Origin of the sequence: Bacteroides coprosuis (assembly GCF_020741705.1) — a bacterium.
Taxonomy (GTDB): domain Bacteria; phylum Bacteroidota; class Bacteroidia; order Bacteroidales; family Bacteroidaceae; genus Bacteroides_E; species Bacteroides_E coprosuis.
The window spans coordinates 15,304-27,971 of the sequence record NZ_DYYK01000016.1 but is presented as its reverse complement, the minus strand read 5'-3'; the positions used below and the strand labels follow the sequence as shown (position 1 = coordinate 27,971).

Below are 12,668 nucleotides of genomic sequence, written 5' to 3'. Positions count from 1 at the left end.
AGAGTACATCTAATAAGTCTGTATGTCAGGAAGTAAAGAGGTATCAGAGAATGACCTGCTTCTTGAGTGAAGAAGAACTGTCGTTCGTCGAAGCTTATTTAGAAAAAAATAAAATAAGCAATAGATCAAGATGGTTGAGAGAGACTATTCTCTTATTTATTCATAAAGATTTAAATGATAAATATCCCACTCTTTTTGATGAACATGATATGAGGAGGTAAATATATGGGACACGATGATTCTTATTTTATGAAAATGGCCTTGCAAGAGGCGGAAACTGCGATGGAAATGGGTGAAATTCCTGTTGGAGCTGTTGTTGTATCTCATGGGCAAGTTATAGCTAGAGCACATAATATGACAGAGCGTTTAACAGATGTTACAGCTCATGCTGAGATGCAAGCCATTACAATGGCAGCTGATCTGCTAGGAGGAAAGTATCTAAGTGATTGTACTCTATATGTTACTTTAGAGCCTTGCGTTATGTGTGCAGGTGCAATTAGTTGGGCACAATTAGGTAAGTTAGTCATAGGAGCTAATGATTCTAAAAGAGGATATAAATTGCTAGCTCCTGATGTTTTGCATCCTAAAACGGAAGTCATTGAAGGAGTGTTGGCTGACAAGTCGACAGAAATGTTACAATCCTTCTTTAGAGCACGCAGATAAGTCTTACTTCACTTCTTCAAAGTCAACATACTCTCCCTCATCTTTTCCTATTATTTTTTTCTGATTTAATGGAGTATCTTCTGTTCTATTATTAGACTGAGTTGTATTCTGGTTATTTTGTTGTCTGTAAGTATGTTGTCTACCCTTATTTGTTTTCTTGATTCCAAAAATAGACCGTAGAATTTGACCTATTATACTGATAAAAAAAACAGCAATAACTAATATTATAATAAAAGGGATAAGAAGTATCTTGAGCATAGTTTTTAAAATTAAATTAGTAGCTATTTATCAAGACACAATTACTATGCCACATTCCACATTCTTAAGCTTTCTTGTTTTGAGTAACTAGTGATAATAAGATATACCATGCTATTACTGCTGCTATACCACTTAGCTTAAAAACAATAAGTAGGGGTATGGATACTAAAATAAAGAAGTAGCGTATCTTGTTGTTTTGCCAGCTTAAATCTTTAATCTTTAAAGCAAACATAGGTATTTCTGCTACGAGTAGCCACGAGAAAAGAAAAATTAATGCTATTATTATAAGTACATTAATATGCATTAGTATAAACTCTCCAGATCCAACAATTAGTGAACCCCAAAAAAGTGCATTGGCCGGAGTAGGTAAACCTATGAAAGAGCTTGTTTGTCTTTCATCTATATTGAATTTAGCTAGTCTTAGAGCAGAAAAAACCGCAATAAAAAAAGCTATATAAGGAACGTACTCTCTTACGCCTTCTAAGAATGAGGGATATATCATGCTAGACTCTTTCAAAAAACTAAAAATGATAAGAGCAGGCGCTACTCCAAAGCTAACATCATCTGCTAAAGAGTCTAATTCTTTGCCAATTGGTGATGGTGCGTTAAGGAGACGAGCAGACATTCCATCGAAAAAATCGAATATAGCACTTAGAATAATAAAACCAAGTGCTAATTCATATTTAGATTCAAAGGCCATTACACAAGCAATGCACCCTGAAAACAAGTTTAAACATGTAATAGTGTTGGGAATATGACGAGTAATGGCATTTGACATAATCTTATTATTTAAGTTTTGCAATTATAGTTTGATTACCTGTTGTCAGGTCGCCAAGTTTTACACAAGGTTTACTGCCTATAGGTAAGTAAACATCTACACGTGAGCCAAATTTTATAAAGCCCATGTGTTCATCAATAAAGCATTCTTCTCCTTCTTTGGCATAAGTTACAATACGTCTAGCCATTGCTCCAGCTATTTGACGAGCCATAACTTCTACTCCTTCAGGTGTTTCTATTACAACAAGTGAACGCTCATTATCTGTACTTGCTTTAGGTAGCCATGCTTTCATGAATTTTCCATTCTCATGTCCTACTTTTTTTATAGTACCTTCTACAGGGTACCAATTTGCATGCACATTTAATACACTCATGAAAATTGAAATCATAAGTCTTTTCCCTTGGAAGTATTCATTTTCTTCAACTTCTTCAATGACTACTACTTTTCCGTCGGCAGGTGCTACAACGGTCTTTTCCACGTCTCCCTCAAAGCGTCTAATAGGACATCTGAAAAAGTTTACTAGCAATAAATAAATAGCAGTACTAATAGTAGCAACAATGTAAAAAGGTATTTTACTTTTTACAAACTTGTATAGTACAAGGTTGATGATTAAAAAAGCAATCAAGCTTACCACCAACGTTGAGATTCCTTCGTGGTGGAGTCTCACTTTTTTAAGTTTTTTCAATCTTGTTGAACGGTTCATAAATGTGATAAAATCTGTTTGTAGGCAAAAGTAGAGTTAATTTAAAATATCAGCAAACAAAAAGAGCTTATAATATGGTTTTGATGATAACTTTTTACTATATACCTTTGTGTTATCTAAAGTAATAGTACATTCGCTATACAATTCAGTATACATTTTGATAATGTGTGCAAATGTCTTATTAATACTTATTTAAGATAGTCAAAACGATTTTAATACCCTATATATTATGCAGAATTTTACTCATTTACATGTCCACTCTCAATATTCTCTTCTTGATGGGCAGGCTAGCATTAAAGCACTTGTCGATAAAGCGGTTGAGGATGGTATGAAAGGAATTGCTCTGACAGACCATGGGAGTATGTTTGGAATTAAAGAATTCTATAATTATGTAAAAAAGAAAAATGCACCAATAAATGGTGAGATAAAACAGCTTAAAAAGAAAATTGGTGCTGCAAAGAAAGAGGGTAAGTCGGAAGATGAAATTAGCCAACTAAGTGAAGAACTTCGTGAAAAACAGAAATCTTTATTTAAACCGATTATTGGTTGTGAAATGTATGTGGCACGAAGAGGCTTACATATAAAAGAAACTAAATTTGATCAAAGTGGGTACCACCTTGTTGTTCTTGCTAAAAACGAAAAAGGATATCATAATTTGATAAAACTAGTTTCAACAGCATGGACAGAGGGCTTCTATATGCGTCCTAGAACAGATAGGACGGAGTTGGAAAAATATCATGAAGGATTAATTGTAAGTACGGCTTGTCTTGGAGGGGAAGTTCCAAAGAAAATTACTCAAGGAAAGATTAGTGAAGCTGAGGAAGCTGTACAATGGTTTAAAAAGGTGTTTGGGGATGACTTCTATTTAGAACTTCAACGTCATAAGGCTGCAATCCCAAGAGCTAATCATGAAGCTTATCCACTTCAGGTTAATGTGAACAATCACATGTTTGAGTTGAGTAAAAAATATGGGGTAAAGATTATATGTACGAATGATGTTCACTTTGTAGATGAAGCTCATGCTGAAGCTCACGATCGATTAATCTGTTTAAGTACTGGTCGGGATTTAGATGATCCAAAAAGAATGCTTTATACTAAACAGGAATGGATGAAAACTCAAGCAGAGATGAATGAGCTTTTCAAAGATGTTCCTGAAGCTTTGGCAAACACAATGGAAATATTGGATAAAGTAGAACATTATTCTATTGATCATGCTCCAATTATGCCAACGTTTGAAATTCCTGAAGATTTTGGCACAGAAGAAGGATATAGAACTAAGTTTTCTGAAGAGGATCTCTATGATGAATTTACGCAAGATGAAAATGGAAATGTTGTGCTTTCCAAAGAAGATGGAGATACTAAAATAGAGCGCTTAGGGGGATATGAAAAACTCTATCGTATTAAGTTAGAAGCAGATTATTTGAAAAAGCTAACTTATGATGGAGCGAAAGAAAGATACGGAGATCCTTTATCCGATGAAATAAAAGAGCGCTTGAATTTTGAACTTTACATCATGAAAACTATGGGTTTCCCTGGCTACTTCTTGATTGTACAAGATTTTATTCATGCGGCTGAAAAGAAATTAAATGTTTCTGTCGGTCCAGGACGTGGTTCTGCTGCGGGATCAGCTGTTGCTTACTGTCTGGGGATTACTAAAATAGACCCTATTGAGTTCGACTTGCTGTTTGAACGTTTCTTGAATCCCGATCGTATCTCTCTTCCTGATATTGATGTTGATTTTGATGATGATGGTCGTGGCGAAGTATTACGTTGGGTAACCGATAAATATGGACAAGAAAAAGTAGCACATATTATCACTTATGGTACTATGGCTACAAAATTAGCTATTCGTGATGTAGCGCGCGTGCAAAAACTTCCACTTCCTGAGGCAGATCGATTGGCCAAATTAATTCCTGATCGGATTCCAGATAAAAAGATTAACCTGCAAAATGCAATCAATTTCGTTCCTGAGTTACAGGCTGCAGAAGCATCTCAAGACCCTATAGTACGGGATACTATTAAGTATGCTAAAATGCTCGAAGGCAATGTCCGTGGAACAGGTGTGCATGCTTGTGGTACTATTATTTGTCGTGATGACATTACAGACTGGGTACCTGTAAGTACAGCTACTGATAAAGAAACAGGAGAAAAAATGCTGGTTACTCAGTATGAAGGTTCTGTAATTGAAGATACGGGGTTGATTAAGATGGACTTTTTAGGTTTGAAAACTCTGTCTATCATCAAGGAAGCTGTTGCTAATGTGGAGGAATCAACAGGTGAAAAACTAGATATTGAGAAGATTTCATTTAAAGATGAAAAAACATATAAACTTTATAGTGATGGACGAACGATAGGTACATTCCAGTTTGAATCTGCTGGTATGCAAAAATACTTAAGAGAGCTAGAACCTTCAACTTTTGAAGACTTAATAGCTATGAATGCTCTCTATCGTCCAGGACCAATGGATTATATTCCCGACTTTATTGATCGTAAACATGGACGTAAACCTATTGAGTACGATATTCCTATTATGGAAAAGTACTTGAAGGATACATATGGCATTACTGTCTATCAGGAACAGGTCATGTTGTTGTCACGACTATTAGCAAACTTTACTCGTGGTGAGTCGGATGCTCTTCGTAAAGCAATGGGAAAAAAGTTGAAAGACCAACTAGACGTACTCAAACCTAAGTTTATATCGGGAGGTAAGGCTAATGGTCATGATCCTAAAATACTAGAAAAAATTTGGGGAGATTGGGAAAAGTTTGCGTCTTATGCTTTTAATAAATCACATGCTACTTGTTATTCTTGGTTAGCTTATCAGACAGCTTATTTAAAAGCAAACTATCCTTCTGAATATATGGCGGCGGTGATGAGTCGTAATATTTCAAATATTGTCGAAATAACAAAACTTATGGATGAGTGTAAATCCATGGGTATGAAAGTCCTAGGTCCTGATGTTAATGAAAGTAATCTAAAGTTTACCGTAAATAAAGAAGGAAATATTCGCTTCGGTTTAGGGGCTATTAAAGGTGTCGGAGAAAATGCCGTAAAGAGTATTGTTGATGAACGAAATAGAAATGGACAGTATAAAGATATTTTTGATTTTGTCCAAAGGGTCAATTTGAATGCTTGTAATAAAAAGAACATGGAAAATATTGCTTTAGCTGGAGGTTTTGATGCTTGGGGTGTAAAGCGTGAGCAGTATTTTGCAGAGATGAACATAGGCGATGAAACCTTTATGGAGGCTCTTATGAGATATGGAAATAAGTACCAAGCGGATCAAGAAATGACAATGAATTCATTGTTTGGAGGAGATAATGCGGTTGAAATAGCTACTCCTGATTTACCTGAATATGAACCATGGAGTGATCTTGAGCTTCTAAATAAAGAAAGAGAATTAGTAGGAATTTATTTATCGGCCCATCCCTTAGATGATTATTCTGTTATTTTACATTATGTGTGCAATACGAAAATGACAGAGATAGATGATAAGCAAGCTTTGGCTGGCAGAGAAATTACGATGGGAGGTATTGTAACTAGTGTTCGTAGAGGTATGACTAGAAATAATAACCCTTTTGGAATAGCTAAAATTGAAGATTATTCGGGATCTGCAGAAATTCCATTTTTTGGTAAGGATTGGATAAACTTCCAAGGATTTATTCATGAGGGAATGTTATTATTTATTAAAGCAAGATGCCAACCTCGTCAATGGAATCCAGATGAGTTGGAATTAAAAGTAACTAGTATAGAGTTACTAACAGATGTAAAGGATGATTTAGTAAATACAATAACAATTCATATTCCATTAGAAGAGTTGAATTCAACTTTGATTGCTGAACTTTCTGACCTTACCAAACGTTCATCAGGAACAACAGAGCTTTATTTTAAAGTTACCGATAGAGAGTTAAATCAAACATTAGATTTACATTCTAAGGGTTTGAAGATTTCTGTAGGTAAAGAATTAATTAACCTGTTGAAAGAACGAAAAGAGTTATCGTTTCAAATCAATTAATAGAAGTATATTTACTTTATAGACATATTAAATTTAAACTTAGATTAAAATGGCATTAAATGTTACAGATAGTAATTTCAAAGAATTACTAAACAAAGGTCAGTTAGTAGTAGTGGATTTTTGGGCTCCTTGGTGTGGTCCATGTAAAATGGTAGGTCCAGTTATTGAAGAACTTGCAAAAGATTATGAAGGTAAAGTTATTATTGGTAAATGTGATGTAGACGAAAATAGTGACCTTCCTGGTGAATTTGGTATTCGTAATATCCCTACAGTTCTTTTCTTTAAAGATGGAGAAGTTGTGGATAAACAAGTAGGTGCTGCTCCTAAAGCTACTTATGACGCAAAAATTAAACAACATATGTAATTAAACGACTTTTAAAAAGGTCGCAGTATCCAAAGATTATGAGCAAAGACGATTTTTTATTAGATGATCTTGATGATGAAAAGACAGTAGAGTTTATCAAAAACTATCTTCCTCAAGATTTAAAAGAGAAGTTTTCAGATGATCAAATTTATTACTTTTTAGATTTGATTGATGAATACTATATGGAAAGTGGTGTTCTAGATTCTAGCACAGATTCTGATGGTTTCATCGATATTGATTTAGATGAGATTGTAGAGTATGTCATCAAAGAATCTAAGAAAGATGATATGGGAGAGTTTGATCCAGAAGATATTCTTTTTGTAGTACAAGGAGAAATGGAGTATGGGAATTCTCTTGGGCTTGTTGAATAAAGACTAGATACTGTTTATCGAAATAGAAAAAGGGTTGTGATTTATTTCACAACCCTTTTTATTTTATCTTATTTTTTCGAAAGAGATTTGCTGCAGATTATAGTAAAAGAAGAGAGCTAAGCCCATGAGAACTACTCCTATAATGGCATAAATAATTCGAATACCTTTTCGATTGAAGTATTTTTTAAGATATGCTACATTTCGAGAAGTGAAAAACCATTTTGCATCTGCTAGTGCTGCTAAAAAACAGACTGCACCAGCAATAAAGAATATGGCTTGCATGATGTAATGAGGAATAAGGCTAGGAACTTCTTGCATTTTATCTAATTAATATTTAGTCTATAGTTACTAATCTACTACCATCTTCTTGTTCTTCGATCTTTACTTGTACTGCATCTCCTGGCAGAAGATCATCAATGAGTTCTGGCCATTCTATAAAGCTTACAGCACCACTGTAAAAATAATCCTCGTAGCCCATGTCGTAGACTTCCTCGAGCTTTTTAATTCTATAAAAGTCGAAATGATAGATCAGTTCTCCTGTACTATCCGAGCGATATTCATTAACAATAGCAAATGTTGGAGATGTAATTACGTCTGTAACACCTAATTCTTCACATACTGCTTTAATAAATGTAGTTTTACCAGCACCCATTTTTCCATAGAATGCAAAAACTGTGCGATCTCCCATAGCTGCAACAAATTCTTTGGCAGCTTGCTTTATGTTTTCTAATGAATCTATTTTAATTTCCATAATTGGATATTTTATTTGATAATCTTTTTTAATTGAATTGTTTTCAAAAGCTTACATGAGACATAAATCAAGATAGAGAAGAATATAATGGATGCTCCAGATGGCACATGTAAGAAGTAAGATAGGAATAATCCACCTAAACATCCAGCAAACCCAATCGCTATGGATGAAAATATAATTTTTATAAAGCTATTGGTGAATAGGTTAGCTGTCATTTGGGGTATAGTGAGTAGGGATATAACTAAAACAATTCCCACCATATGTAGGCAGGCAACTATTGTTAAAGCTATAAACAGCATTAGTGTATATTCAAAGAAATGTACAGGTAGTCCTTGTGATAATGAAAATTCTCTATCAAAAGAAATAGATATAATAGGATGTATAAATAAGGAAAAAAAGGCAATAAGTGCAACAGATAGAGTCCCCAGCATGATTAAATCCACTTGGCTAATAGTTAAGATGTTCCCAAATAAGTAAGTAGATAATTCTGGAGTAAATCCAGGGGCTAGGAATGTGAAAATAACTCCTACAGCCATTCCGAAAGTCCAAAATATTGCGATTGCTGAATCTTCACGGGTGTCTTTTCTCTTGGTAAGCCACTCTACTCCGAATGCGGATAATACTGAAAATATAGCAGCAGAAATTAAAGGTGAAAATCCCGAATATAAACCAATTCCTATTCCTCCAAATGAAGCATGTGTTAATCCTCCACTAATAAAAACTAATCGTCTAGTCACAATATACGTGCCAATAATACCACATGCTATACTAGCTAGTAAACTACCTATTATAGCAAATTGAAAGAATTTGAATTGTAATATCTCCATATATCTTATTAATGAAATCTTCTTTCTCCTACGATGAGGAATACTTCATCCTTAATAGAATTGGGTAGTCCTATACCTCTAAGCATTAAACTCCGTACCCATCCTGCTACATCTGTCTCCTGCATGGTGTAAAATACATCACGGAACATATCTGCTTGCTTCTCGCTATAGTCTTCAGGGCTATAACCAATGAACTGATCTAGTTCCTCGTCGTCGTAATACTCTATTTCTTTACTTACTGCAGCGAGCAAACTATCTTTCTCACAGATAGAATGTTGCCCACAACACTCTGTATCAACTTCTTTAACCTCAGGATAAGATTCTAGTTCTCCACTTTCAATCTTTTTATCTATTTTTTTATTTCGTAAAATACCAGCTAAAAAAGCGATAATACCTATTGCAATTAAAAAAACTATAAGTACTCCCATAATTATAACATATATTCATCTACAAAGTTAGCTATAATAATGGCTAACTTTTCTATTCTTTCATTTTTTTAGCAGATTTACACCTGCTTTGGTTAAGTCTTCCCAATAGTTAGGATAAGATTTTGTTACTACATCAGGTTCATTGATGAGTAGGTGTGGAAAGACAATTGCTGCTGGGGCAAAAGCCATAGCCATTCTATGGTCATCATAAGTTTCAATGATGGGCTGTTGCTCAGCAAGACAGCGTTCTCCTTTCCATGATAGCTCCTTATTTCCTTTTTCTACTAAAATATATCCTAGTTTCTTCATATCTTGAACTAAGGCATCTATTCGATCTGTTTCTTTAATGCGAAGGGTGTCTAGTCCGGTAAATTTAAAAGGAACATTTAGTAACGTTGCAGCGACTACAAAGGTTTGAGCTAAATCGGGAATTTCTGTAAAATCAATTTCTATGGCAGAGCTTATCTGATTCGTTTTGAAAAGATGTAATCCTTCAGGAGTCTGTTTATAACGAACTCCTAATTTTTCAAATTCCTTAGCTCCTTTAAAATCTCCTTGTAAACTAGGTATAACCATATCGGTTAATAAAATCTCAGCTTTATCTGATAGAGCAACGATGGAAAACCAATAAGATGCTGCACTCCAATCAGGTTCTATATTTAAAGTTGTAGGCTTATAGGGTTGAGGCTCCACTTGTATTGAGTTTGACATATGCCAATAGGCTTTTGCTCCACACTGATTCATCAATGCTAGAGTCATGTCGATATAAGGTTTTGATGCAATATGTCCTTTTAGTTCTATTTGTAATCCTTTTTCTAGTGTCGGAGCTATTAGTAGTAAAGCAGTAATAAATTGAGAACTGATACTACCATCTAAGGATAATTTACTGCCTTCCAACTTTTTCCCTACGATCCGTAAAGGTGGAAATCCTTTTTTGTCAGTGTATTGGATATCAGCACCAATCTTCCTTAATGCATCTACAAGTATATGAATAGGTCTGTTTTGCATTCTTTCGGTTCCAGTAATAATTCTTGTTCCTGTAGTAACCGATAAGTAAGCAGTTAAAAAGCGCATTGACGTACCAGCTGCTAATATATTAATAACCTCATTAGTTGAAACTAATGCTGTTTTCATTACGTCTGTGTCATCACATACGGCTAAATGATTTGGCAAGATCCCGTTTTGTGTTAGAGCATAGATGATAAGTGCCCTATTGCTGATACTTTTAGATGTAGGCAACGTGATTTTTCCTTTTATTTCGGGTGGAAACTGAAGTTGATAACGCATTTTATCTGAGGTTTATTAAGTAAAGTCTGTATATTACAAAGTTAGAAAATATAGTGCATTCCAAAAATAAAAAGAAGTTTAACAACAAGCTCTTTGCATTTTGTATCTTTGCTTGACAACCTAAAGTTTTTTGTAGTATGAAAAAGTCACTTTTATTATCCTTATTAATTCTTTTTTCATTCTCTGTTTTTAGTCAGACGCCTATTGATAAAGCTCTAAGAAGTATTACGATTCAGGCAGCTCAATCTCATATTAATTTTTTAGCTCATGATGAATTAGAAGGTCGTGAAGCTGGATTTCATGGCGGAAGGATTGCTAGAGAATATATTATATCACGATTGACAGAATTAAACATCACTCCTTTAGATTCAGCTTATGTTCAACATTTTGAAGCATTTCGTGTGGATAATCAAAGGAAAGGCAAATGGCAGGTTGATTCCGACTCTATAGATTTGATTCAAAAAAGTACTCACCAGAAGTTGGCTATGTCAAATATCTTGGCATGTATTTATGGGAAAAAGAAAGATGAATATGTTATTGTTGGAGCACATTATGATCATTTAGGTATTGATCCTTATTTACATGGAGATAAAATTTATAATGGAGCTGATGATAATGCTTCTGGAGTTTCAGCTGTACTTCAGATTGCAAAAGCATTTGTAGAAAGTGGAGTCCAACCTCAGCGTACAGTTGTTTTTGCTTTTTGGGATGGAGAAGAAAAAGGTTTATTAGGTTCTAAATACTTTGTTCAAAACTATAGTCATTTATCTCAAGTTAAAGGTTACTTGAATTTTGATATGATTGGTAGAAACAACAAACCCGAGCAGCCCCAACATGTGGTCTATTTTTATACAGAGAGTCATCCTACATTTGGCCGATGGCTAGAAATAGATTTGATAAAGTATAATCTTGACTTGGAGCCAGAAATAAGACCATGGGATAAGCCGATTGGAGGAAGTGACAATGGTCCATTTGCTCTTCATAATATTCCTATTATATGGTATCATACTGATGGACATCCCGATTATCATAAACCTACTGATCATTCTGAACATATCAATTGGGAAAAAGTAGTTGAAATCACTAAAGCTTCTTTTTTGAATATGTGGAGAATGGCAAATGAAGATATTTTTTAATTGTTTTCTCAAAAGGATAGAGGCTGACTAAGTAGTTTAGACAGCCTCTGTTTTAAATAAAAAAAAAGGAAAATGGGCAGTAGTATAAAATGGTAAGATGAAAAATAGCTGTTTAGAATTATCACAAGATAGTTTTGGCTAATCTACAAATAGGATCTGTTTTTCCCATAGTGTAAAAATGAATCAAGTTAAATCCTTTAGAATATAAATCTTTTGATTGTTCTATCATCCACTCTATCCCAATCTCTATGACATCTTCTTTCGTCTTTGCTTTTATTACGTCATTGGCTAAATCTATGGGTATATCCACATTAAAACGGTACGGTATTAAATTTAGTTGACGTTTGGTTGATAAAGGTTTAATACCTGGAATAATGGGTGTAGTGATACCTGCTGCTCTACATTTTTCTACAAAATCATAGAATTTTTGATTATCGTAGAAAAGTTGGGTGATAATATAACTGGCACCTGAATCAATTTTTTGCTTTAGAAATTGTATATCAGCATCCATATTGGGAGATTCAATATGTTTTTCAGGGTATCCTGCCACTCCTATACAGAAATTAGTTTTTGTTGTATTCAGTAATTCATTGTCGAGATAAATTCCTTGATTTTGATTATCTATTTGTCGGACTAGCTCGTTAGCATATCTATGTCCTTGCTTTTTGGGCTTGAAGTATATTTCGCTTTTTACTGCATCTCCTCTTAAGGCGACGATATTATCTATTCCTAAAAAATGGAGATCTATTAATAGATTTTCGGTTTCTTCCTTTGTAAATCCACCACAAAGAACATGAGGAACAGCATCTACTCCAAAACGATTTTGTAAAGCGGCACAAATGCCTACTGTACCTGGTCGCTTGCGAATAATGCGTTTTTCCCATAATCCCTCTTTCGTTTCTTTATATTCATATTCTTCTCTATGGTAGGTAACATCCACAAAAGTGGGTTTTATTTCCATAAGGGGTTCTAAGGCTTTAAATATGTCTTGAATGTTTTCTCCTTTTAGAGGAGGTAAGATTTCTACTGAAAAAGAAGGTTTATTATTACTATATTTTAGATGTTCTGTTACTTTCATAGTTAAGTA

General features: G+C 34.3%; 15 protein-coding genes. 6 read left to right on the top strand and 9 right to left on the bottom strand.

Features of this window, described 5'->3' with window-relative positions; all coding sequences use genetic code 11:
• Both K8V80_RS01050 and K8V80_RS01045 read left to right on the top strand, forming a co-directional pair.
• Positions 1–221: hypothetical protein (locus K8V80_RS01050; RefSeq protein WP_276774795.1), on the top strand; the 221-nt coding region annotated here is incomplete at its 5' end.
• A 4-nt stretch (positions 222–225) separates the two neighbouring features.
• Positions 226–663 (top strand): nucleoside deaminase, encoded by a 438-nt coding sequence (locus tag K8V80_RS01045; protein WP_276774792.1) that lies wholly within the window; start codon positions 226–228, stop codon positions 661–663.
• A gap of 3 nt (positions 664–666) precedes the next feature.
• Here K8V80_RS01045 and K8V80_RS01040 read toward each other — a convergent pair whose 3' ends face one another.
• The 3 genes from K8V80_RS01040 to K8V80_RS01030 form a co-directional block, all read right to left on the bottom strand.
• The gene (locus tag K8V80_RS01040) at positions 667–921 is read right to left on the bottom strand and encodes a DUF4834 family protein (RefSeq protein WP_006744041.1); all 255 of its coding nucleotides are present in this window, start codon (positions 919–921) and stop codon (positions 667–669) included.
• Positions 922–985: 64 nt separating this feature from the next.
• Positions 986–1,699: a CDP-diacylglycerol--serine O-phosphatidyltransferase gene (gene pssA / locus K8V80_RS01035; RefSeq protein WP_276774788.1), complete on the bottom strand. Its 714-nt coding sequence runs from the start codon at positions 1,697–1,699 to the stop codon at positions 986–988.
• Positions 1,700–1,706: 7 nt separating this feature from the next.
• Positions 1,707–2,402, bottom strand: coding sequence for a phosphatidylserine decarboxylase family protein (locus K8V80_RS01030; protein ID WP_006744043.1), 696 nt, complete (start codon positions 2,400–2,402; stop codon positions 1,707–1,709).
• Between the two features lie 229 nt (positions 2,403–2,631).
• Here K8V80_RS01030 and dnaE point away from each other — a divergent pair, with 229 nt between their 5' ends.
• From dnaE to K8V80_RS01015, 3 genes are read left to right on the top strand one after another with little or no spacing between them, the layout of a single operon-like run.
• Entirely contained in the window at positions 2,632–6,417 is a 3,786-nt protein-coding gene (dnaE, locus tag K8V80_RS01025) for a DNA polymerase III subunit alpha (RefSeq protein WP_276774783.1), read from the top strand.
• Positions 6,418–6,466: 49 nt separating this feature from the next.
• Positions 6,467–6,781 (top strand): thioredoxin, encoded by a 315-nt coding sequence (gene trxA / locus K8V80_RS01020; RefSeq protein WP_006744045.1) that lies wholly within the window; start codon positions 6,467–6,469, stop codon positions 6,779–6,781.
• Between the two features lie 38 nt (positions 6,782–6,819).
• Complete coding sequence (locus K8V80_RS01015) at positions 6,820–7,152, top strand: hypothetical protein (RefSeq protein ID WP_006744046.1); 333 nt, start codon at positions 6,820–6,822, stop codon at positions 7,150–7,152.
• Positions 7,153–7,215: 63 nt separating this feature from the next.
• Here K8V80_RS01015 and K8V80_RS01010 read toward each other — a convergent pair whose 3' ends face one another.
• From K8V80_RS01010 to K8V80_RS00990, 5 genes are read right to left on the bottom strand one after another with little or no spacing between them, the layout of a single operon-like run.
• Positions 7,216–7,470: an immunity 17 family protein gene (locus K8V80_RS01010; RefSeq protein ID WP_006744047.1), complete on the bottom strand. Its 255-nt coding sequence runs from the start codon at positions 7,468–7,470 to the stop codon at positions 7,216–7,218.
• Positions 7,471–7,486: 16 nt separating this feature from the next.
• Entirely contained in the window at positions 7,487–7,903 is a 417-nt protein-coding gene (gene tsaE / locus K8V80_RS01005) for a tRNA (adenosine(37)-N6)-threonylcarbamoyltransferase complex ATPase subunit type 1 TsaE (protein ID WP_006744048.1), read from the bottom strand.
• An 11-nt stretch (positions 7,904–7,914) separates the two neighbouring features.
• Positions 7,915–8,730, bottom strand: coding sequence for a metal ABC transporter permease (locus K8V80_RS01000; RefSeq protein ID WP_276774777.1), 816 nt, complete (start codon positions 8,728–8,730; stop codon positions 7,915–7,917).
• 8 nt (positions 8,731–8,738) lie between these two features.
• On the bottom strand, positions 8,739–9,158 hold the full coding sequence (locus K8V80_RS00995; protein WP_006744050.1) for a hypothetical protein: 420 nt from the start codon (positions 9,156–9,158) through the stop codon (positions 8,739–8,741).
• Between the two features lie 60 nt (positions 9,159–9,218).
• Positions 9,219–10,445: a 3-phosphoshikimate 1-carboxyvinyltransferase gene (locus K8V80_RS00990; protein ID WP_276774772.1), complete on the bottom strand. Its 1,227-nt coding sequence runs from the start codon at positions 10,443–10,445 to the stop codon at positions 9,219–9,221.
• A 137-nt stretch (positions 10,446–10,582) separates the two neighbouring features.
• Between K8V80_RS00990 and K8V80_RS00985 the strand changes: the two genes are divergently transcribed.
• Positions 10,583–11,581 carry a M28 family metallopeptidase gene (locus K8V80_RS00985; protein ID WP_276774769.1) on the top strand — a complete coding sequence of 333 codons (999 nt, stop codon included), beginning with the start codon at positions 10,583–10,585 and terminating at the stop codon, positions 11,579–11,581.
• Between the two features lie 121 nt (positions 11,582–11,702).
• Here K8V80_RS00985 and metF read toward each other — a convergent pair whose 3' ends face one another.
• Positions 11,703–12,659, bottom strand: coding sequence for a methylenetetrahydrofolate reductase [NAD(P)H] (gene metF / locus K8V80_RS00980; protein ID WP_276774766.1), 957 nt, complete (start codon positions 12,657–12,659; stop codon positions 11,703–11,705).
• Positions 12,660–12,668: the final 9 nt, after the last annotated feature.